The organism is Flavobacterium sp. (assembly GCF_031411595.1).
Classification (GTDB): domain Bacteria; phylum Bacteroidota; class Bacteroidia; order Flavobacteriales; family Flavobacteriaceae; genus Flavobacterium.
Map to the genome: position 1 here is coordinate 1 of NZ_JANOBI010000032.1, position 21,835 is coordinate 21,835.

The following is a 21,835-nucleotide window of genomic DNA, read 5'->3' on the forward strand; positions in this document are numbered from 1 at the left end:
CGACAGAAGAGCCAAATCTACTATGGCATGGTTGGTTAAAAATGGAGTTGAAGAAAGTCGCTTAACAGGCAAAGGTTACGGGGAAACACAACTCGTAAACAAATGTGCCGATGGCGTGAAATGTTCGGAAGAAGAACATCAAGCTAATAGAAGAAGTGAGTTTATTATTATGGCTTTATAAATTTTTAAATTTTGAATTGGTGAAAGAGGGGTGCTGTAATGGCATCCTTTTTTTTATTAGAATAAACTTTTCCTAAAGTAAATCACCAACATCATCCAATAAATAAAATACGTTAGAGCGTGCGCCATAACAATGCCTTGAATGCCAAACGCAGTCATGAAAAAATGGCAAAACGTATACATCAGCAACAGCGAAAAAATCTCGGTGCCGATGAAGGCAATCGTTAACTTTTTAGCAAAAAACTGATAGCCTAAAATTAAAGATGCTGCTTTAAACACATCGCCTAAAAGTTGCCAGAAAAACAAGTCAGCAACAGGAAGAAAAGCTTTGGTGAAAAACAATCGAATTACAAAAAAACGCAGGAAAAACAACACGGTCAATCCAATAACAAACAACGGCAATACACCGTTATAGTAACTCCAAAAAACATTTTTAGTAGCTTTTTTGGAAGTTGAAAAAGCGAGTTTAGGAAAAAAATAAACCGTCAGCATTGTGGAAATAAACAGCAAATAATAATTCGAAATTCGCGTCATGGCTTCCCAATATCCGGCTTGCTCGATACCTAAAACGACAATGATTTTTTTTCGAATGGCCAGAAAAACCCACGAACCAAAAACCGAAGAAACTAATGCCATCAATGAATACGAAGACAAGTTTTTTAAAACTTGAACATCAAAAGAATGGCGCGAAATCGTTGATAAAAATCGAATGTCTTTATTGAGATAATAGAACACTACAAAAAACAATAACGACGGCGGAATGATAATCGACAGTAAGGCACCTAAAGTTTTAAAATGCCAAATTGCGGCCACGGCAAACAGTAAACCCAAAATATTTCCAATGATATTGACGTAAATTACCGAGCGGTATTTCCCCAAACCATTCAACACTACAATCAGAAAAACCGTCGTGGCATACCATGGCAAAACCAACGCAAGTATCTTAAAAACAATCGCGTACTGCATCGTATTGTCTAAAACTGTACTTGTCCAATACGATGAGAATCCAAATAGAACAGCGCTTAAAAGCATTGAAACTGTGAGCAAACTTAGGAAAACCGTAGACATGATTTTCTTGAATTCGACTTCATTATCTTTATTTTCAACGATATATTTTACCACGCCATTTTGAAAACCCAGCGTCGCAATATTCTCAATCGATGTCATAAAATTTTTGAAATTCCCGGCCAATGCCATGCCGCTCGGACCAATAAAAATCGCCAGAATTTTTGAAGTAATTAAGCCCGTGCCGATTTTTAGCATGACACTAACGCTATTCAAAGAAGTGGCTTTGAACAGTGGTGTACGCAATATGGCTTTATAAAAATTCAATGGCAATGGGATTGAAATGTTGACACAAAGCTACTATTAAAAATTTAAAGCCTTACGGATAATTGGCAAAGCGCAAGGGAAAGCATATTTTAACAGTGGTATTTCATTTTTTTTCAATAATTTTAACTTCCTAAAATTAAACTTGTTGTGTCTTTAAAACTGTTGTATATCGCTTTTATTGTAAACCTGATTTCTTTTTCATCCTATGGACAAGATATTGCTTTATACCAGCAGTATAATGGAAGATACGATTTTACTTTCATTGGCAATGGGTTAAATCCTGAGGAGAATTCGTTTATGTCTACACCAGTAATCAATACTTCTTCGTCTGCGGTACTGAATTTAAATCCAAGCGATCAAATTCAAAATGCTTATTTGTATTGGGCAGGTTGCGGGCCTGGTGATTATGAGGTTAAACTCAATGGGCAAACCATTACACCGGATCGCATTTTCAATCACCATCGCACCAACGGTTCATTAGAATTGGACTATTTCAGTACATTCACCAACATCACCAATCTAGTGCAAACTACGGGAAACGGCACTTATACTTTATCGGATTTAGATCTTAATGAATGGATTTCATATTACTATCAAACCCGAACTAATTTTGGAGGTTGGGCCATCATTATCATTTATAAAAACAACAATCTGCCATTGAATCAAATCAATGTTTATGATGGTTTACAAGCGGTTCCTACTGAAATTTCGTTTACATTAAACAGTTTAAATGTCATCGATAATCAAAATTCTAAAATTGGTTTTTTAGCATGGGAAGGCGATCAAAATATTGCCGTCAATGAATCGTTGTCGATCAATAATAACCTCATCAGTAATCCACCGTTAAACCCAATCAGCAATGCCTTTAACGGCACGAATAGCTTTACCAACGATGCCAATTTACACAATATGGATTTGGATGTGTATGACCTGCAAGACAACATTCACGTTGGTGATACTTCGGCGGATATTCGGATGACATCGGGGCAGGATTTTGTGATGATTAATGCTATTGTGACCAAACTCAATTCGCAATTGCCCGATGCTGTTGTGGCGATTGATAATATCACTACAGAATGTAATTCAAAAGCAATAACAGTGCATTATACGGTGACTAATTTTGAGGCAACGGCGGTACTTCCGGCTGATGTTCCGATAGCCATTTATGTTAATGGAACCTACATACAAAGCACGCAAACGCAAAATCAAATTGAAATTGATGGCAGCGAAAGCGGTACTGTTTTTTTAAATCTTCCGGCTGATATTGTTAGTCCATTTGATGTTCAATTGGTTGTTGATGACGATGGAAATCATCACGGAACCGTTGCTGAGATTAGAGAAAACAACAACACTTTTTCTCAAAACACTTCGCTGTATATTTCGGATGCATTGGCAATTTTAGACGAGTTGGTTTCTTGTAATGAAGGTTATACTGTGGGTACTTTCGACTTTTCGGCATACGAAAATCAGATCAAACAAAGTCCGACCGATGTGGTTACCTTCTATCCTACTGCGTTAGATTTGGAAAATGGCACAAACGAGATTACCAATCTTTCTAACTATGTCGCACCTTCAACACCTATGGCTATTTTTGTGAAAGTGGATAATGGCAACTGCTTCAATACGACTTCCTTTTTACTCAAAACAAAAAAATGCAAACCCATTGTATACAATTTTATTTCGAAGAATGATGATGGTATTAATGACACTTTCAGAATTAAAGGTTTGCGGGATGTGTTTCTAAATTACAGATTACAAGTATACAATCGTTGGGGCAAACTGGTGTGGACAGGCAATAACAATTCGCCGGAATGGAATGGAGTTGCTGATCAAGGTATCATTCTCAATGATAAAGAAATCACAAACGGCACTTATTTTTATAGTCTTGAATTGCATGACGATGATTATCCTACGCCACTTTATGGTTATTTATTTTTAAGTGAATAAACCTTTACTATTATTGATAACCTACCAAAACCGGTTTGGCAATTTCAAAATCTTGTAAACCAAAATCGTAGGTTTTCAGAGAATTGGTTTTATATACTGATGACAAATCTTCTGGAAGCATTGGGAAATAAGAAAACGAAAACTGAAAATTACTAAACACCCAATAATCGTTGCTGATAATCACTCCGACTGCTACTTCGGAGTATAGCTTGCTGTTTCTAAATCCGGTGCCGGCTTGGCCTAACATGCCCATAGTGTAGCTGAAAAACGGATTCAAGCGAAATCCAACCACATGCCACGGAGAGTAGCCTTGTGTTTGAAAAGTCAATAATAATTTCTTGGTGCCGTAGAGCGTACTGCTGTTAAAACCCGGAATTCCGGTATCGCCATTGAGTGTTAATTTATCGGTGTTTGAATCGATTCGTTTCATTCCGATGATGGCTTGTGGCTTGATAAACTGGCGGAATTTCCATCGACCTCCATCGATTAAATTGGTAAAATAGATCACGCTCAAATTATAAGCACTTTGCTCTGTGGTGTGATTATTAAAAAAAGTACCGTATTGCAAATCCGTACTTAAATATCCGAAATCAAAAAAACCACCCAGTGCAACTTTGGCTCCAAAATAAACGCGATTGTTGCTGTTTTTATTTTGAAAACCTGTGGTGACTGAATATACAAAACCGGAAGCGATGTCTTCTATCACATCGAAATTGAAAACATATTTGTCTTGTTTGTATTTTCGGGAAGAAATACCCATACTCATCAAGTATAATTTTTCATTCGAAAATACACCTAGCGTATCATCTCCAAAAATGGGTTTGTCGCTAAACTCTTTATTATAGAATCTTGCAGAAGTAATAAAATTAGTGGCGCGATTGGTTTCGGTATTGCCTTTAAAAATTTGAATGGAATGTCCGCCCCAAAAATCTTGTGTATTGTATTTAGAGTTTGCCGTGGTATCGCTTTCAGGGAAATCGACTGGAATGACTCTTTCGAAATGCTGATTGAAATTCATTCCCGCTGCCCATCGCGCATAAGGCGAATAAAACGGACGCTCGACATCGAATGACTTTGTATAATTATGATTTACATCAATATCATAATGAATCGTGGTTTTGATGAACGTATTTTTGATATTCGGAATCGTATAAGTGGTTCCGTAGCCATTGTTGCTACTGTTTAAATCATTGGTGTATGAATTTGAAAATTCGTGACCGGTACCAAGAAAATTGCGCTCTTTGATGTAAAAAGTAGATTTTGAAGGCGATAAGGTGAGATCGGGAGCCAAACTCCAAGAATCCAAAACCCGTATCGATACATCAACAGAATCAGAGTTTTTTGAAACCAATGCTGTAGTAATAGCTACACTTCTCACATAACGTTGTCGCCTGATTAAACGTTCAGATTCTTTCACTAACAAAGAATCTAAAGGTTTATTTTTCCTAAACAATAATATGTTATAAATTGCAAATTCTTTGGTTTTAGCATGAAGGGCATTTCCAATTTTAGCAAATTTTTTGGTAGGTTTCTGATTGGTGTCGCTAACAGAATAGCTAAACGGATCAAGCGTTGTGACTTTTATATTGCGGATAATTTTGCCTTCAAACTTGGTGTAATTTTGCTTTTTTATTTTCTTGAGAGGTTTTGAAATTTTTTTCTTTTCTGTTATAGGTTCAAATATCAAACGATGAATATACTTCGTAAACTTTCTTTTCTTAGAATACGTTTCTATGGCGCGATATACTTTGGCGGTGTCTTCTTTTTTTTGATTGACTTGAGCAATGGAAGCTTGACCATAAATCAATATTAAAAAGTAAAAAAGATATTTAAATTTTTTAAGCCTCACTTCTTATGATGGTTGATTAATGAATAGCATTTAGTAGACAGTAAAGTTATTGCATAAAACAGAAAAACCACTCTTGCGAATGGTTTTCTTGAAAAAATTAATTTAAAACTAAAACACTATTTTTTTATAAAGATGTTGGTATAATATTTTTTGCCAGTGGTTTCTTCAACACGAATCGAGATTCCGAAATGTGTAAAACTTCCTTCAATATTGGCTTTGTGACCTGGACTGTTCAACCAAGCATTTAATGCTGAACTGGATGATACAAAATTGTAAGCCACGTTTTCGTTTACTTTAACAGCGCCTAAAACTTCGATGATATTTTCAGAACGTTCAGCAAACAAATCATGGTTAACTACATGTCTCGAAATCATATAAGCATTGTGCTCTTCTGATTTGTATGAAACGTGATTCACTAATTGCAATGGATTTAAACCCAAACTTACTCTATGCTCGTTGATCAAATCGGCCAATTGCAATTCATCTGAATTGTAATCGTAATCTTGAATCAATTGTGGTCTTGCAGCTGATGTTGCTTCTGTTGAATCGCTTGAAGAACAAGATATCAATGTGAACATGAATGCCACTGGCACTATAGCTCTAAGTAAGGTTGCTTTCATAGTAGTAGGTTTTAAGCTTAAAGTAGATGTGGGGCAAACACTTTAATATTTTTTAAAATTCAAGAAGTATGTGGGGCAAGCTTCTCTCGTTTTGATGTATGAACGTCGTCAATTATTTCTTATGTCAATATTATTAAAAATATCGCTTAAGTGCCAAATAAAATCGACGAAATGCTTGTTTTTTATTTTTAATAAGTATTTTTTCTTACAATAATGTAATGCGTTAAAATTGGTTTATAAGCGTAATAACTTCAATTCAAAAAAAACGCATTTAAACCCGTGCATCGATTTCTTTAATGACATATGAATAGTTCCTTGATAACAGACTTTAATGATACTATGAATCGTATAAAGAGTTAGGCATACTCAATTTTATTAAATTTATATTTCTAAATTTGTTTGAGCCTAAATAATAATCAGATTAAGTTAATAATAACAATACTTATTGAAATCATATATCATTTGTACCAGCCCAAAAGGAAAATCTGTTTCTGATTATTTTTTTTCAATTGCCAAACAATTGAAGAAGGAAGGAAATCATGTTGTTTTAGTTGTCGACCAAAATTATAGCGGCGAAAAAATAATTGAAGGTATCGAAGTTTTAACTTGGCCATCGATAAGACCAATAAAAGTAAAGGATTTTATTTTCTTTTATAAAGTCTGCAAAAAGTATAAACCCGATGTTACTTTTAGTCAATACGGATCCACTAACATCGTGTTATTGGTAAGTTGGTTATTGAAAATTCCATACCGAGTAAACTACTGGCACACCATGTTTAAGGCTGTCGAAATTGATGTCCAAAAAAGTAAAATCAAAACCCGGATTAATCATTTTTTCAAAAAGAATATATTAAAACAGTTTGCGACACATATTTTTATAAATTCTCATGAAAATAAAGCACAACTGATACATCACTATAATATTGCTCCAGATAAAATAACTGTTTTCCATTTGTTGATTCAAGACAGTTTTAAAAACGCGACAATAAATAGCTTCAGTGAGAGAAACCAGCAGATTTCATTTGTCGGGCGCTTCGATAAAAGCAAAGGTCAAGAATCCGTTATCGATCAAATTCCAGAAATCATCGCTACATACCCTAATTTGATTTTTACATTTGTTGGCCACGGTGTCGAAAAAAATAGACTAGAACAAAAATGTAACGACTTAAATATTACATCAAATGTGCGTTTTTTAGGATTCAAAAAAACCTATGAGATATATCAAATTATGGCATTAAGTTTAATTAACATTAATGCCAGTTTAGAAGAAGCATTTGGTTTGGTAAATGTTGAGGCTTTATCGTGTGGAACACCAATAATAGCGCCTGAAATTGGCGGTATCAAAGAGATTCTGAGGAATGGAGAAAACGGTTATTTTTTCGATCCGTCAGCGAAGTCAGATCTTTTAAAGAAAATCACTTTAATTTTAAACAATTGGGATTTTCATTCTAAAAATGCCAAAATGTGTTTCGATGAAAATTTCTCTATTGAAAGCTCTAAATTATTAGACAATCAAATTAAAAAAATGATTGAGTTACTCGAAACATACCCAACTTAAATACAATGAAAAAAACCACTCTTTCGAGTGGTTTTTAGTGTCAAAACAAAACATAATTAAATTAAACTCAATTTTAATTTATTTTTTAATGAAGATATTCGTGTAGTATTTTTTTCCTGTGGTTTGGTCTTGACGGATAGAAATTCCGAAATGCGTAAAGCTCCCTTCGATATTCGCTTTATGGCCCGGACTGTTTAACCAAGCATTCAAAGCGGAACTTGATGATACAAAATTATAGGCCACGTTTTCATTTACTTTAACTGCACCTAAAACTTCAATGATGTTTTCGGAACGTTCTGAAAACAAATCGTGGTTGACCACTTGTCTTGCAATCATGTAAGCATTGTGCTCTTCTGATTTGTAAGAAACGTGATTGATTAATTGTAGTGGATTTAAACCTAAACTTACTCTGTGCTCATTGATCAAATCTGCCAATTGCAATTCATCTGAATTGTAAGCATAATCTTGAATCAATTGTGGTCTTGCGGCCGGAGTTTCTTCAGAATCGCTCGAAGAACAAGATATCAATGTGAACATAAATGCCACAGGCACTATAGCTCTAAGGAAAGATGTTTTCATAGTTGTAGGTTTTAAGCTTAAAGTAGATGTGGGGCAAACACTTTAAATATTTTTTAAAATTCAAGAAGTATGTGGGGCAAGCTTCTCTCGTTTTGTTGTATGAACGTTGTCAATTATTTCTTGGGTCAATGTTACTACAATTATCGTTTAAACGCCAAATAAAATCGATGAAATACGTAAATTTCAATTTTAATAAGTATATTTTCTTACAAAATAGCATCAAATAAAAATCCTACAAATACGAATACATTAAAATCAATACAAAGCTGCCGGAAACAAAAAAAGACCACAAGTTGTGATCTTTATATAGTAGTTTTATTTTCGTTTATGGTGCTAATCTATTGATAAACCAACTAAAATCATCTTGCAAGGCATATCGAATTCTGTCATGCAAACGGTTGGGCCTTCCTTGCCAGAACTCTACCTCTATTGGTCTAATCAAAAAACCACCCCAATTTTTAGGTCGTAAAATTTCTTTGCCTTCTGATGCTTTTTCGAGTGCTTTCAATTGATTTTCTATAAAAGTACGATCAGGAATCACTTCAGATTGGTTCGAAACAATAGCACCCAACTTACTACCATCAGGTCGTGTTGCAAAGTAATTGTCGGAAACATTCTCACTAGTTTTTTCAGCAATGCCTTTAATAATCACCTGACGCTCTAATGAATGCCAAAAAAAAGACAAACACACATTCGGGTTTTGGAGTATCGCTTTTCCTTTTTCAGAATGATAATTGGTGTAGAATATAAATCCGTTTTCATCATACTTCTTCAATAAAACCACACGAGATTTAGGAAAACCATCCAAGCCTATCGTAGCAACGGTCATTGCATTGACCTCATCAACACCACCAAATTCAGTTACTTCATGAAACCATCGGTGAAATAAATTGATCGGATCTTCAGGAATCGTGCTTTCTAAAAGTTCACTTTTCTCGTAGGATTTTCTGTAATTGCTTAAATCATTCATTACTAAAAGTACTAAGGTTTTGAGGTGCTAAGGTACTGAGTTTACCTGTTTAATTGAAATTTAAAACTCAAAAGAAACACCGTCATCGGCTAATAAAATATTAGGAAAAACAGTTCCTGCTTCTTCTTTAAATTTCAAAATACTTTCATATCGCGTCGAATAATGTCCCAAAATCAGTTGACCAACATTGGCTTTTTGGGCAATCAATGCTGCTTCTTTCGCCGTGCTGTGCATTGTTTTTTCCGCCAATGCTTTTTCAGATTCGAGAAAAGTCGATTCGTGATACAATATATCCGTTTGCTGAATATTCGGAATGATACTTTCATCATAAACCGTATCGGAACAAAACGCATAACGCTTTGGTGCAATGGGATCGAAAGTCAATTGGTGGTTTTCAATCACGCGACCGTCATCTAAAGTAATGTCTTTTCCGTTTTTGATGTTTTGATAATAACAAGTTTCTATTTCGTATTGTTGAACGGCATCGACATTGAGTTTTCTGTCGCCAATTTTTTCTTCAAACAAAAATCCGTTCGTGTAGATGCGGTGTTTCAGTGGAATGGTTTTTACTAAAACCTTTTCATCTTCATAAATCACCTCGCTTTCCTTTGATTCCAATTCATGGAAAAACAAACCGTAAGTCGTCCAGGAATTCGACAAGCGAAGTTGCAGCGTAATGATGTCTTTAATGCCTTTCGGACCGTAAATGTGCAAATCATTAGTTCGGTTGAGCAGCATAAATGTCGAAACCAACCCAATCAATCCATAACAATGATCGCCGTGCAAATGCGAAATAAAAATATGATTGATCTTAGAAAACTTGATTTTGTGTTTGCGCAATTGCACTTGTGTTCCTTCTCCACAATCAATCAAAAACATGCGGTTGCGGATCTCTAGCACTTGCGAAGTTGGATTGGTAATGGTTCTGGGCGTTGCGGCATAACAGCCGAGTATGGTGAGCTTCATTTTTTTTATTGATAACTGGGTAATGAGAAAAGTCGTTCTGATTGTGGATGAGCCCTAGCCCTGATGGAAGTGGTATCCTTTTGTGCCGGCGTTTACTTCGTCAGTTCGCCAAGGCTCGGGTGGCGCAAAAGATTTAACGGACAGCAGGTTCCTGGCTCCTAAAAATAATTATCAATTAACTAAAATCCTAAATCGCGTTCGATTTCTTCCATGCCAATAATATCTTGCGCTTCTAAAACCGTAGGAACCAGTGCCAACTTATCGGAAGCGGCATTAAAATCGACACCAACCGCTACAATCACAAATGATTTTTTGGCTTTTTTATGCATTTTTGAAAGCGGTAAAAAACTATTGATGCCTTTCACCGTAAGGTCTTGATGCAAACTGATATCGATAATCATATTGTGCTTTTCGAACGTTTTGTATTCGTGCGTCACTTTCATCAGGAACGACACCAAGTCGCCTTGCGTATCTTTGATGGTCACGGTATGGCCTTTTTGTTCTACTTTCATCGGATTCGAATTTTGGAAAAGTGATAACGCTAAGTTATTACTTTTTATTGAATTTTGGAAGCCAATAAATAAATCACCGCCATGCGAATTGCGACGCCATTTTCGACTTGATTTAAAATCACGGATTGTTTTGAATCGGCTACATCGCTCGTTATTTCAACACCGCGATTGATTGGGCCGGGATGCATGATGACAATCTCTTTGTTTAACGAATCGAGTAACGCTTTATCAACACCGTATTGTTGCGTGTATTCTCGCGTGGACGGGAAATAATTGACTTCCATACGCTCATTCTGCACGCGCAACATATTGGCAACATCGCACCATTCTAATGCTTTTCTGAGATCGGATTCAACCGTCACACCAAGCGATTCGATGTATTTTGGAATTAAGGTTTTTGGGCCGCAAACTTTCACCTGAGCACCTTGCATTTGCAGTGCATAGATGTTCGAAAGCGCTACGCGTGAATGTAAAATATCACCCACAATCACTACTTTTTTTCCGGCTACATCACCGAGTTTTTCGCGTATCGAATAGCTGTCTAACAAACCTTGCGTTGGATGCTCGTGTGCGCCATCTCCAGCATTAATAATAGTGGCTTTAACGTTTTGAGAAAGGAAATACGCCGCGCCGGGATTGGCGTGTCGCATGACCACCATATCGACTTTCATTGCGAGAATATTATTGACGGTATCGATTAAAGTTTCGCCTTTTTTAACCGATGATTGTGCCGCCGAAAAACTAATCACGTCAGCCGATAAACGTTTTTGGGCGAGTTCGAAAGACAATTTGGTTCTGGTGCTGTTTTCAAAAAAGATATTGGCAATGGTAATGTCGCGCAGTGAAGGCACTTTTTTTATCGGGCGATTGATGACTTCTTTAAAATGATCTGCCGTTTCAAAAATAAGCTGTATATCTTCGGGTTGAAGGTATTTGATTCCTAATAAATGATTGACACTTAATTCGCTCATTTTTTTAAGTTGTTGGTTGTGGGTTATGGGTTGTTGGCACTAAATAAACGCCATCTTCTGCGTCTTGTTCGCGCCAGCATACTTTTACTTTTTCATTATTGATGGCATCCACTTGTCGGCCTCTATAATCGGGTTGAATAGGCAAATGGCGGCTAAAACGCCTGTCGATTAACACCAACAATTCAATGGATGATGGACGTCCGAAAGATTGAATGGCTGTTAAAGCAGAGCGAATGCTGCGGCCAGTATACAAAACATCATCAATAAAAATGACTTGCTTGTCTTCTACTACAAAATCGATTTGGGTTTTATTGGCCTCGATGGGTTTGTCGGTTCTTCGGAAATCATCTCTGAAAAAAGTGATGTCGAGATAACCCAACGCTATATTTTCAATTTGATATTCAGTCTCTAAAAGTGATTTGAGTCGTTCTGCTAGAAAAGTGCCACGCGGTTGAATGCCAACCAAAATAGTTTTTGAAAAATCAAAGTGTTTTTCAATGAGCTGACAGGCCAAACGGTGCAATATGATATTGACTTCTTTTGAGGTGAGCAATACTTTTTGACTCATGCTTTAAAGTGTTTGGTGTGTAAAAATACGTTTTTATTTAATTCGTTATTGCTGTTTTATAAAAAAACCGCTCCAAAATTGAAACGGTTTCTTTTATTTATGAATACATCTTAGCTCGCAATTCCTGCACTTTCTCATCGTCGAGATAATCATCGAAAGTCATGTATCTGTCAATCGCCCCTTTTGGTGTGAGCTCCACTACTCTATTACCAACCGTTTGCGCAAACTCATGATCGTGTGTGGTGAAAATCACAGAACCTTTGAAGTTTTTTAAGGAATTGTTGAAAGCCGTAATCGATTCTAAGTCGAGGTGATTCGTTGGTTCATCGAGCATCAATACATTGGCTCTTTCCATCATCATACGCGATAACATACAACGCACTTTTTCGCCACCTGATAATACACGACTGGTTTTCAACGCTTCTTCTCCTGAGAAAATCATTTTCCCTAAAAATCCACGAATGTTTACTTCTTCTCTTTCTTCTTCAGTTTTCGCCCATTGACGCAACCAATCCACTAAAGTATAATCGTTTTCAAAAAACGAATGGTTATCCAGTGGCAAATACGCTTGATTCGTCGTAACGCCCCAATCGAATTTTCCGGAATCCGATTTTTGATGGCCGTTTAATATTTCATAAAAAGCGGTTGTAGCACGAGAATCTTTCGAGAACAAAACAATCTTATCGCCTTTCGCCATATTGAGATCGACGTTGGTGAATAATGTTTCGCCTTCAACCGAAGCGCTCAAACCTTGAACATTCAAAATCTGATCGCCTGCTTCTCTTTCCTGATCAAAAATAATCGCAGGATAACGACGGCTTGATGGTTTGATTTCTGAAATATTCAACTTGCTAATCATTTTCTTACGCGAAGTAGCTTGCTTAGATTTCGCTACGTTGGCGCTGAATCGACGAATGAATTCTTCAAGTTCCTGTTTCTTTTCTTCGGCTTTCTTATTTTGTTGTGCACGTTGCTTCGCTGCCAATTGAGACGATTCGTACCAAAAAGTATAGTTTCCTGAATAATGGTTGATTTTACCAAAATCGATATCCGAAATATGTGTACACACTGCATCTAAAAAGTGACGGTCGTGCGACACAACGATTACGGTATTTTCATAATTCGCCAAGAAATTCTCAAGCCACGCAATGGTCTCAAAATCCAAGTCATTCGTTGGCTCATCCATAATCAACATATCCGGGTTTCCAAACAACGCTTGCGCTAAAAGCACACGCACTTTGAGTTTTCCATCCAAATCGCCCATTAATGTATAGTGGTTGTCTTCCGAAATTCCTAAATTCGATAACATAGAAGCAGCATCAGAATCGGCATTCCAACCATTCATTTCTTCAAATTGCACTTGCAATTCTCCAATTCTGTCGGCATTGGCATCGTTGTAATCGAGATACAATTCATCCATTTCTTTTTTAACAGCATATAAAACTTTGTTTCCCATCAACACCGTTTCGAGAACTGTATGCTCATCGAACATGTTGTGGTTCTGATTCAACACCGACATCCGTTTTCCTGGTTCCAAATGAATGTGTCCAGAAGTCGGATCGATATCGCCGGCGATGATTTTTAAAAAAGTCGATTTTCCGGCACCGTTGGCTCCAATCACACCGTAAATATTGCCGTGCGTGAAGGTAGTATTCACTTCATCAAACAAGATTCTTTTGCCAAATTGAACGGATAAATTATTAACTGTTAACATGAATTCAGGTTTATAAAATTTTGGGCAAAAGTATAAAAATAAGTGTGATTTTTATGCCTGAAACCCAATAAATATGAGCAAAGTTTATTTAACGATGCGTTAACAGAAATAATCAAATCAACTGAATATTTTTGTAGACTAGCTTTATCATAGATGTATAGCAAAAAACTAAATACGCTTTTACTGTTTACTTCCTCAATCGTTGCACTTTTCTGTTCGTGCAACAAACAATTCAAAGGCGATAATTATACTGCTTACTTTGGAGGCGAAGTTACCAATCCGACCAATCCGTACGTATTGTTTTGCAAAGACACTGAAGTCATTGACAGTGTGAAAATTGATGCCAACAATCGGTTTTTCATCAAGTTCGATTCGTTGGCTCCTGGCTTGTATACGTTTAAAAACGAACCCGAATTTCAATCCGTTTACTTCGATAAAAACGACAGTATTATGGTGCGTATCAATGCCAAAGATTTCGATAATTCGATTATTTTTTGTGGACGAGGCGATCAGAAAAATAATTTTTTGATGGAAATGTACATGAAGAACGAAGACGATCGCAGCAAAATTTTCGACGTTTTTGATTTTGGTGTGAATGCCTTCATTAAAAATATCGATTCGTCTTACGCTTCGAAAAAGAAATTCTACACCGCCAAAAAAGAAGCCATCAAATGGGGCGATGATTTTGATACTTATGCCAAAGCATCTTTAAATTTTCACCATTATTCTAAAAAGGAAATCTATCCCATGGCGCACCAAATGCGAACCGGCGAAGATGTTCTCGAAAAACTTCCGAAAGGTTATTACGATTACAGAAAAGACATCAATTATAACGATGAGAAGCTTTCGAACTATGCACCGTTTGTGATGTATCTGTCGCATATGCTCAACAATGTTGCGGCGATTCATTACCACAACCATTACACACCACTCGATTTGGCGCTTAGAACCAACATCAACAAACTCAATATTGCCGATACTTTAATCAAAAACAAAACGGTAAAGAATACGATTCTCAACAACATTGCTTTCACGTATCTTCTCGAAGATCAAAACATGGTCAACAATCAAATATTTTTAGAAACCTATCATAAATATTCGACTGACAAAAGCAAGAAAAACGAAATTCTGAAAATCGGCAATGCGATTCAATTGTTGAAAATAGGCAATGCTTTACCAAAAGTTGAACTCGTAGACCGCAACGACAAACTGATTTCTTCTGACGATTTCACCAAAAAGAAAACCGTGATTTTTCTCTGGACCGACAACCTTTCTTCGCACATGATGGCGGCACATAAAAAAATCATGGCTTTGAAAGCGAAATATCCCGATTACCAATTCATCGGCATCAATCTCGACAAAGACCAAACCATTTGGAAAACACAATTATACAAACTAAATTTCGACGGCATCAACGAATTGCGTTGCACTAACTTTGAAGATTTAAAAGCCAATTGGGCGATTATGAAAGTACACAGAACCATTGTTTTAGACGCTAATGGCAACATTAAAAATGCGTTTACGAATTTGTTTGATGTGAATTTTGAGAAGGAACTTTGATTAGACTTTAAGATTTTAAGACTCTAAGATTTGAATCGTTATAAAATGAAAACGGGCTTCGTAATGAAACCCGTTTTTTTTTCTTAAAGTCTTAAAATCTTGAAATCTTAAAGTCTAATCTATTGATTTCCCTTCGCATAATCGGCCAAAAACTGCGCCAATCCATTATCGGTCAACGGGTGTTTGAGCAACCCTAAAATCGCAGAAAGCGGGCCGGTCATCACATCAGCACCTAATTTCGCGCAATTCACAATGTGCATCGTGTGTCGTACAGAAGCAGCTAGGATTTCAGTTTCGAAACCATAGTTATCATAAATCAAACGGATTTCTTCGATTAAAATCAAACCATCTGTAGAAATATCATCCAAACGTCCGATGAATGGAGAAACATAAGTTGCTCCAGCTTTCGCTGCCAACAAAGCTTGTCCGGCTGAAAACACCAAAGTCACATTGGTACGAATGCCTTTATCAGAAAAATATTTACACGCTTTCACGCCTTCTTTAGTCATCGGCAATTTGACAACGATTTGCTCATGCAATTCCGCCAATTCTTCCCCTTCGCGAATCATGCCATCAAAATCGGTCGAGATTACCTCAGCACTCACATCACCATCAACGATGTTGCAAATGTCTACGTAATGCTTCAAGATACTGTTCTTTCCGGTGATTCCCTCTTTCGCCATCAATGACGGATTCGTCGTAACACCATCTAAAATTCCGAGCGATTGCGCTTCTTTGATTTCGTTTAGGTTGGCGGTGTCAATAAAAAATTTCATATAGTAGTGTTTATTTGTGTGTTTCTTTTTTTGGGCGTTACCACAAGGGTCGGGCTATCCACTAAATCTTTTATGGCGAACGCCGCCACAAAAGGATACCGTTGCTATCCCTAACGCACATCTGCAAAACTACAACTTATTTTTAAGTTTAGGAATAACTAACTTCCTAAGTTGCTCAGATTTCAATCCGTAACGCAGTGGCTTTTATCTATTGGATTCCGAAATCCAGTGGAACTGCTTTTCAGCTAATTGGAAATGCTGGCTGCTTTTCCTAAGCTCGAAAGATAACGAGTCATTCTTGACTTTCCCACATAAAGAAATGCCATTACTATTATTGATCGTATATTTCATTGTAAACAAAGCTTCCGTTTCCCATGGGCTGTTCTTGAATTTAATGCTATGGTGAGCAGCATCCACTTCATAAAAAAAATAACCTCTTCCATAAGCTTCTGAAAATAAAGTATCTTTAGTATTAATACTGCCTCCACCTCCATTTTCAAAAATAAAATCTTTCCAGGCCATAGCATCATTTACAGCTATTGGTGTGATAATATTATTTCTGCTGAATTTCTCAATACTATAAACCCCGGGTTTTATAGGTCCCGAAATAATTGTGTTCTCTTGCTGGCTCTGCCTGTACCATGCCAATGAATCGTAAAAAGGCATTACTATAAATAATATCACAAAGCCAATCTTCCATGCCAACCGTGCAGCTTTTTGCCACTTTTTTGTATAGACGATGCTATAAATTGCACTAGATTCGGCGGGCAAATTATGCAGGAAAAAGGATACAAACCGCTTATAGTCATTTAAAACTAAAAACAAACAGCAAATTGCCAATTGCAGCGAAAATAACTTGACAGGCACATCGTAACTGAGGTTGATGGCAAACACGTTGGCAAAGACACCGAGCCCAATGAATGCGCCCAAACTAACGGTCTTTCTGTTGAATAGGCACAGTCCAACAATGATTTCCATGACACCTGAAAACAACTGGTATGGTCCAGAATATCCCATAAACATCCAAGAAAGGCGCATTGGTAAAAAATCTCCCAGTGGCGTTGCCAATTGGCTTAAACTCGGAAACGGCATTTGTAGTACAAACAATTTTATGAAACCATACGAAAATGCGATAATCGCGATATGATAACGTACCAGATTTCGCAGCCAAAAAGCCAGGATCTTATAATCAGTTCTTTTGTTAATAAAAGTCCAAATTAGGCATACAATCAGTGAAATGATAATGCTAGTATAATATTCTGCCCACGCATATGAAGTATCGCCACTGCCACCGCCATCGAAGTTTAGCGGGAATGCAATATGTAAAAAATAAGTATTGAAACTATTCACAATCCATTGAATTGCGCTCGTAAAATACTGCGCTGTTAAAGCCACTCCTGGAATCCGGTCAAACCAAAGCCACGGACAAATGGTTAATAAAAAGTAGCAGGATAAAAATCGGAGCAGTATTTTTTTCATAAACGAATGTAATCAGTTTTTTTGTTAATCTATACACTCAAATATTCAGAGGAAAAATCAATAAAAATCCCAAACGCTAAACAAATTTGGGATTATGAATTACTTTCAATGCTTTTATTTCTTAATGAAGCGTTTCATAAATGCCTCGCCTTTGTTATTGAAAACTTTCAATATATAGATGCCTTGCTGTAAATCTGAAACATCAATCTTAACTTCATTGGCATTTAAAGATTGCGCCATGACTTCTTGACCCAATGCGTTGTAAATTACTACCGAATCAATTTCCTGAATCACAGAAACATTTAAAAAATCGCGAGTCGGATTTGGATAAATTGCAATGTCATTATCCTTTTCAAAAAAATCCGTGGCGAGATTCGACCCGATATTCAAATATACTTTCCAGTATTTTTGAGTTCCGTTTAGGAAAGTATTGCCTGTGGCATCATCCAACGAATCGATCAAATCAGGTTTTTCATCACCGTCAAAATCAAGCACCGAATGATAGTTGTCATAAACATTATAATCATAACTGCCAATGACAGGCATATTCCATTGGGTGAAGGCTGGACTGAAACCTGATCCGGTATTGAGGTAAACTTTCCAGTATTTCTGAGTTCCGTTTAAAAAAACACCGCTACCTAAATCATCCAACGAATCAATTAGGTCTGGCTTTCCATCAGCATCGAAGTCAATCACCGAATGATAGGTGTCATAAACCTTATAATCATAACTTCCGATAGCCGGAATATTCCAATCCACGGCAGTTGCACTGAAACCCGAGCCGGTATTGAGATAGACTTTCCAGTATTTCTGCGTTCCATTTAAAAAAACACCGCTACCTAGATCATCCAACGAATCGATTAGATCTGGCTTATCATCACCGTTGAAGTCAAGTACAGAATGAAAGTCATCATAAACCCTCCAATCATAACTGCCAATTACCGGAATATTCCACTCAATAGCTGTTAGACTAAAACCCGAGCCGGTATTGAGATAGACTTTCCAGTATTTCTGGGTTCCGTTTAGAAAAACATTGCCCGATACATCATCCAATGAATCGATCAAATCGGGCTTTCCGTCACCGTTGAAGTCAACCACTGCATGATAGAAATCATAAAACAGATAATCATAACTACCAATAGCCGGAATATTCCACTCAATGGCTGTAGGGCTAAAACCAGAACCTGTATTAAGATAGACTTTCCAATATTTCTGCGTTCCGTTTAAAAAAACACCGCTACCTAAATCATCCAACGTATCAATTAAATCTGGTTTCCCATCACCATCGAAATCAAGCACCTGATGGTATTGATCAGAAACTTTATAATCGTAACTGCCGATAACAGGAATATTCCACTCAATAGCTGTTGGGCTAAAACCCAAACCTGTATTGAGGTAGACTTTCCAATATTTCTGCGTTCCGTTTAGGAAAACAGTACCCGAAACATCATCCAAAGAATCAATCAAATCCGGCTTTCCATCCCCGTTGAAATCCAGCACCGAATGAAAGTCATCATAAACCCTATAATCATAACTGCCGATAACCGGTATATTCCATTGGTTTGCCGAATCGCTGAATCCTTGCGCTTGAATAGCAGTAGTCAAACCGAAAATAATAAGTAAAGCTGTAAATATTTTTGTTTTTGTAGTCTTCATAATTTAATAGTGAAAAAGCTTATTTCTTGATATCCTTCAATTTATATTGAACAAAAAATTAATTGTTACAAACATATAAAGTATTAGTTGTTTTACAAACATTCCTACCAACGTTTTATCACCAAACAAAGTTGGGATTGGAATGCGAATATAGGAAAAACAGAAGTTACTGTTCGTACTGAGCCCTATACCGTATGGCCGCTTCAAGTATGTCGATGTTGATATCTTTTAGTGCTTTGAACTTAATGCAATAGCCGGTTACGCTAGCCTTGCCTATTTTTTCTGCATACGTTTTGGTTAAGTAGGTCTTATCGTTGATGCCAAGGATATAGACAGAAATTCCGGTGGTGTTAGCACTCAAACCAATTTGATAAAAATCCTTGGTTGTCCCATCAGCATATTGAATGGTGTAAAGTCCATATCCTATGTTAGGATTAGATACCGTTTTATTGTCGCTGTTTTTACCATCCAAGAACCATAATTTACAAGTGGGCATTTGTTGCTGAATGATGTGGTGCAACGCTTGCATGTCGCTGCGTTTTGGTTCGGGTTGGCTGGTAATATAATTTTTGATTTGTTCTTGTACGTTCATACCATTATAAAATTACGAGTTGCATATTTTGCTTTTCTAACCACATTTCATTTTAGTCAGCCGCTATGTCAAAAAGTTAGATATTAGCAGAGCTACAAAAACTTGCTGCTAACTAACTGCTCATTGATACATATGCATTTTACACCCTTCTTACAACTTATAATGATTCATCAACAATTTCTCATAAACCTTATCCGGTAAAAGCCGCTTCAAAACAATCGAGAATTTCTGCATAAAAAGTCCCACTTTATAATGCACATTCGGATTCGGGTTCTTGATAATTTCATAAATCGCCTGCGCCATTTCCTCTGGATTGCTGCCGCTGTCAACGTGTTCGTCCATCATATTTAAAGTACTACCGTATGGAATTTCATATGCAGAACCTTCAATGATGGGTGCATGATAACGACCTGCAGCAATATTCGTAGCAAAATCTCCAGGAGCGACATCGGTAATCTGTATGCCGAATGATTTGACTTCCATGCGCAACGCTTCTGTGATAATGCTGAGCGCGCCTTTAGAAGCAGAATATATACTGCGATAAGGCAAACCCATATAACCAGCGATTGATGTGATATTGATAATGAGTCCGGATTGTTGATTGCGCATTGGTGGCAAAACGGCTTTGATGACTTCAATCGGGCCGAAGAAATTGGTTTCAAAATTGGCTTTGATTTCCGCAGTTGGAATTTCCTCAAGCGGTCCGGTAATACCAACACCAGCATTGTTGATTAGAATATCCAATCGTCCGGAAGTGGCCATGACTTTTGAAACTGCCGATTGAATACTATTCGCATCACGCACATCCAAAGCAATCAGAGGAAAAACCGAATTGGTAATCCTATCAGGATTTCGACTCGTGCCGTAAACGACAAAACCTTTTTCGTGCAGGAATTCGCCTATGGCTTTGCCTATGCCTGAGGAAGCGCCGGTGATGAGAACGACTTTGTTCATTTGGTTGTGTGTTGTAAGTTGTATGTTGTAAGTTGTATGTTAAAACTGTTCTAACCTACAACTTACAACCTACAACCCTTTTAACTATTTTTTTCGTTCGTAATAATATAGTTCCTGCTTGTCTTCCGTGCCTTTTTTGGTGGCACGAATCGTATAAAAACGATCTCCTATGGGTTTGATTTCATATTCCCAATCGGCTGGCGCTTTGCTTTTGTCGAAACGGTTCATGTCGAAACACAGTTTTCTTGCCGGCGGAACATTGATTATTTCTTTTTCTCCTGATCCGGTAACCATAAACTTAAGATTGTATTGTCCGCATGGTGCCGGTTTTATCGTGCTGTTTTCTGAAGCGACTTCGGGATTGGTACTATAGGTTTCGAATTCGTCGTGGAAGACTTTGTATTGTGCCTTAACGTCGATTTGTGCGAATGAGATTGTGGTGATGAATAGCAGCGTGATTAGGATTGTTTTCATGAATTTAGATTGTAAGATTATGAGATTTTAAGACTGTAAGATTGTTTGATGGTAAAGATAGTATTTTTTAGATTTTTGGATTATTAAACTTTAAGATTTCACAACAACAAATCGCTTCTTATAATCTTACAGTCTTAAAATCTTAACGTAGGCCCTAGCCCTGATAGAAGGGAAAATCCTTTTGCGGCGGCGTTCGACGCAAAAGATTGGAATGATAGCAGGTTCCCGGCTTCTAAAAAAAAGTCAAAAAAAAATCCTCCGTAAAGGAAGATTGGTGTTTATCGAACAGATTGTTTCGCTGCGCTCGCAATGACAAAAAAATGGCAAGCGACCTACATCGCACCGCTCAACCACATACCTTTGCTATGTTCCCATCCTGGAGGATTTTGCAGGAGCTGGTCGTGTAGGACTTGCCGGCGCAAATATACAATCTTTTTGTATTTTCGCAAACAGAATTGAACATATAAATTTGTATTGTATATTTGCGCCGGCAAGTCCTACACGACCAGCTCCTGCAAAATCCTCCAGGATGGGAACATAGCAAAGGTATGTGGTTGAGCGGTGCGATGTAGGTCGCT

At 37.1% G+C, this 21,835-nt stretch carries 20 protein-coding genes and 1 other RNA gene; 4 read left to right on the plus strand and 17 right to left on the minus strand.

Features of this window, described 5'->3' with window-relative positions:
* Nucleotides 1-181: hypothetical protein (locus RMO03_RS07170; RefSeq protein WP_309641414.1), on the plus strand; the 181-nt coding region annotated here is incomplete at its 5' end.
* Nucleotides 182-237: 56 nt separating this feature from the next.
* On the opposite strand, the gene RMO03_RS07175 is transcribed toward RMO03_RS07170, so the two are convergent.
* Nucleotides 238-1,512 (minus strand): O-antigen translocase, encoded by a 1,275-nt coding sequence (locus tag RMO03_RS07175; RefSeq protein ID WP_309641415.1) that lies wholly within the window; start codon nt 1,510-1,512, stop codon nt 238-240.
* A 147-nt stretch (nt 1,513-1,659) separates the two neighbouring features.
* On the opposite strand from RMO03_RS07175, the gene RMO03_RS07180 reads away from it, so the two are divergent.
* The gene (locus tag RMO03_RS07180) at nt 1,660-3,459 is read left to right on the plus strand and encodes a gliding motility-associated C-terminal domain-containing protein (protein WP_309641416.1); all 1,800 of its coding nucleotides are present in this window, start codon (nt 1,660-1,662) and stop codon (nt 3,457-3,459) included.
* A gap of 10 nt (nt 3,460-3,469) precedes the next feature.
* On the opposite strand, the gene RMO03_RS07185 is transcribed toward RMO03_RS07180, so the two are convergent.
* Together RMO03_RS07185 and RMO03_RS07190 are read right to left on the minus strand one after the other, a co-directional pair.
* Nucleotides 3,470-5,266: a hypothetical protein gene (locus RMO03_RS07185; RefSeq protein WP_309641417.1), complete on the minus strand. Its 1,797-nt coding sequence runs from the start codon at nt 5,264-5,266 to the stop codon at nt 3,470-3,472.
* Between the two features lie 158 nt (nt 5,267-5,424).
* Nucleotides 5,425-5,928 (minus strand): CAP domain-containing protein, encoded by a 504-nt coding sequence (locus tag RMO03_RS07190; protein WP_309641418.1) that lies wholly within the window; start codon nt 5,926-5,928, stop codon nt 5,425-5,427.
* A 445-nt stretch (nt 5,929-6,373) separates the two neighbouring features.
* Here RMO03_RS07190 and RMO03_RS07195 point away from each other — a divergent pair, with 445 nt between their 5' ends.
* Nucleotides 6,374-7,486, plus strand: coding sequence for a glycosyltransferase family 4 protein (locus RMO03_RS07195; protein ID WP_309641419.1), 1,113 nt, complete (start codon nt 6,374-6,376; stop codon nt 7,484-7,486).
* A gap of 78 nt (nt 7,487-7,564) precedes the next feature.
* Here RMO03_RS07195 and RMO03_RS07200 read toward each other — a convergent pair whose 3' ends face one another.
* The 7 genes from RMO03_RS07200 to RMO03_RS07230 all read right to left on the minus strand — a co-directional run bounded on the left by RMO03_RS07200 (nt 7,565) and on the right by RMO03_RS07230 (nt 13,766).
* Nucleotides 7,565-8,065 carry a CAP domain-containing protein gene (locus RMO03_RS07200; RefSeq protein WP_309641420.1) on the minus strand — a complete coding sequence of 167 codons (501 nt, stop codon included), beginning with the start codon at nt 8,063-8,065 and terminating at the stop codon, nt 7,565-7,567.
* Between the two features lie 325 nt (nt 8,066-8,390).
* Nucleotides 8,391-9,035, minus strand: a complete 645-nt coding sequence (pdxH, locus tag RMO03_RS07205) for a pyridoxamine 5'-phosphate oxidase (protein ID WP_309641421.1) — start codon at nt 9,033-9,035, stop codon at nt 8,391-8,393.
* A 60-nt stretch (nt 9,036-9,095) separates the two neighbouring features.
* Nucleotides 9,096-10,001 (minus strand): ribonuclease Z, encoded by a 906-nt coding sequence (locus RMO03_RS07210; protein ID WP_309641422.1) that lies wholly within the window; start codon nt 9,999-10,001, stop codon nt 9,096-9,098.
* Nucleotides 10,002-10,180: 179 nt separating this feature from the next.
* Nucleotides 10,181-10,513, minus strand: coding sequence for a ribonuclease Z (locus tag RMO03_RS07215; RefSeq protein WP_309641423.1), 333 nt, complete (start codon nt 10,511-10,513; stop codon nt 10,181-10,183).
* 44 nt (nt 10,514-10,557) lie between these two features.
* On the minus strand, nt 10,558-11,484 hold the full coding sequence (locus tag RMO03_RS07220) for an aspartate carbamoyltransferase catalytic subunit (RefSeq protein ID WP_309641424.1): 927 nt from the start codon (nt 11,482-11,484) through the stop codon (nt 10,558-10,560).
* 4 nt (nt 11,485-11,488) lie between these two features.
* Complete coding sequence (gene pyrR / locus RMO03_RS07225; RefSeq protein WP_309641425.1) at nt 11,489-12,052, minus strand: bifunctional pyr operon transcriptional regulator/uracil phosphoribosyltransferase PyrR; 564 nt, start codon at nt 12,050-12,052, stop codon at nt 11,489-11,491.
* A 97-nt stretch (nt 12,053-12,149) separates the two neighbouring features.
* On the minus strand, nt 12,150-13,766 hold the full coding sequence (locus tag RMO03_RS07230; RefSeq protein WP_309641426.1) for an ABC-F family ATP-binding cassette domain-containing protein: 1,617 nt from the start codon (nt 13,764-13,766) through the stop codon (nt 12,150-12,152).
* 153 nt (nt 13,767-13,919) lie between these two features.
* Between RMO03_RS07230 and RMO03_RS07235 the strand changes: the two genes are divergently transcribed.
* Nucleotides 13,920-15,326, plus strand: coding sequence for a hypothetical protein (locus RMO03_RS07235; RefSeq protein ID WP_309641427.1), 1,407 nt, complete (start codon nt 13,920-13,922; stop codon nt 15,324-15,326).
* 119 nt (nt 15,327-15,445) lie between these two features.
* Here the strand turns inward: RMO03_RS07235 and fsa are convergent, their stop codons facing one another.
* The 7 genes from fsa to ffs form a co-directional block, all read right to left on the minus strand.
* Nucleotides 15,446-16,102 carry a fructose-6-phosphate aldolase gene (gene fsa, locus RMO03_RS07240; RefSeq protein ID WP_309641428.1) on the minus strand — a complete coding sequence of 219 codons (657 nt, stop codon included), beginning with the start codon at nt 16,100-16,102 and terminating at the stop codon, nt 15,446-15,448.
* Nucleotides 16,103-16,306: 204 nt separating this feature from the next.
* Nucleotides 16,307-17,581: a hypothetical protein gene (locus RMO03_RS07245; RefSeq protein WP_309641429.1), complete on the minus strand. Its 1,275-nt coding sequence runs from the start codon at nt 17,579-17,581 to the stop codon at nt 16,307-16,309.
* 114 nt (nt 17,582-17,695) lie between these two features.
* On the minus strand, nt 17,696-19,237 hold the full coding sequence (locus RMO03_RS07250; RefSeq protein WP_309641430.1) for a T9SS type A sorting domain-containing protein: 1,542 nt from the start codon (nt 19,235-19,237) through the stop codon (nt 17,696-17,698).
* Nucleotides 19,238-19,403: 166 nt separating this feature from the next.
* Nucleotides 19,404-19,829, minus strand: a complete 426-nt coding sequence (locus RMO03_RS07255; RefSeq protein WP_309641431.1) for a DUF1801 domain-containing protein — start codon at nt 19,827-19,829, stop codon at nt 19,404-19,406.
* A gap of 150 nt (nt 19,830-19,979) precedes the next feature.
* Nucleotides 19,980-20,783, minus strand: a complete 804-nt coding sequence (locus RMO03_RS07260; protein ID WP_309641432.1) for an SDR family oxidoreductase — start codon at nt 20,781-20,783, stop codon at nt 19,980-19,982.
* A gap of 84 nt (nt 20,784-20,867) precedes the next feature.
* On the minus strand, nt 20,868-21,257 hold the full coding sequence (locus RMO03_RS07265; protein ID WP_309641433.1) for a hypothetical protein: 390 nt from the start codon (nt 21,255-21,257) through the stop codon (nt 20,868-20,870).
* A gap of 318 nt (nt 21,258-21,575) precedes the next feature.
* Nucleotides 21,576-21,673, minus strand: an RNA gene (gene ffs / locus RMO03_RS07270) — signal recognition particle sRNA small type.
* Nucleotides 21,674-21,835 lie beyond the last annotated feature (162 nt).

Bases quoted from the DNA above. Each gene is read 5' to 3' on its own strand.
- RMO03_RS07190 (WP_309641418.1), bottom strand. From the start codon at position 5,928: ATGAAAGCAACCTTACTTAGAGCTATAGTGCCAGTGGCATTCATGTTC.
- RMO03_RS07200 (WP_309641420.1), bottom strand. From the start codon at position 8,065: ATGAAAACATCTTTCCTTAGAGCTATAGTGCCTGTGGCATTTATGTTC.
- pdxH (WP_309641421.1), bottom strand. From the start codon at position 9,035: ATGAATGATTTAAGCAATTACAGAAAATCCTACGAGAAAAGTGAACTT.
- RMO03_RS07210 (WP_309641422.1), bottom strand. From the start codon at position 10,001: ATGAAGCTCACCATACTCGGCTGTTATGCCGCAACGCCCAGAACCATT.
- RMO03_RS07215 (WP_309641423.1), bottom strand. From the start codon at position 10,513: ATGAAAGTAGAACAAAAAGGCCATACCGTGACCATCAAAGATACGCAA.
- RMO03_RS07220 (WP_309641424.1), bottom strand. From the start codon at position 11,484: ATGAGCGAATTAAGTGTCAATCATTTATTAGGAATCAAATACCTTCAA.
- pyrR (WP_309641425.1), bottom strand. From the start codon at position 12,052: ATGAGTCAAAAAGTATTGCTCACCTCAAAAGAAGTCAATATCATATTG.
- RMO03_RS07230 (WP_309641426.1), bottom strand. From the start codon at position 13,766: ATGTTAACAGTTAATAATTTATCCGTTCAATTTGGCAAAAGAATCTTG.
- RMO03_RS07235 (WP_309641427.1), top strand. From the start codon at position 13,920: ATGTATAGCAAAAAACTAAATACGCTTTTACTGTTTACTTCCTCAATC.
- fsa (WP_309641428.1), bottom strand. From the start codon at position 16,102: ATGAAATTTTTTATTGACACCGCCAACCTAAACGAAATCAAAGAAGCG.
- RMO03_RS07245 (WP_309641429.1), bottom strand. From the start codon at position 17,581: ATGAAAAAAATACTGCTCCGATTTTTATCCTGCTACTTTTTATTAACC.
- RMO03_RS07250 (WP_309641430.1), bottom strand. From the start codon at position 19,237: ATGAAGACTACAAAAACAAAAATATTTACAGCTTTACTTATTATTTTC.
- RMO03_RS07255 (WP_309641431.1), bottom strand. From the start codon at position 19,829: ATGAACGTACAAGAACAAATCAAAAATTATATTACCAGCCAACCCGAA.
- RMO03_RS07260 (WP_309641432.1), bottom strand. From the start codon at position 20,783: ATGAACAAAGTCGTTCTCATCACCGGCGCTTCCTCAGGCATAGGCAAA.
- RMO03_RS07265 (WP_309641433.1), bottom strand. From the start codon at position 21,257: ATGAAAACAATCCTAATCACGCTGCTATTCATCACCACAATCTCATTC.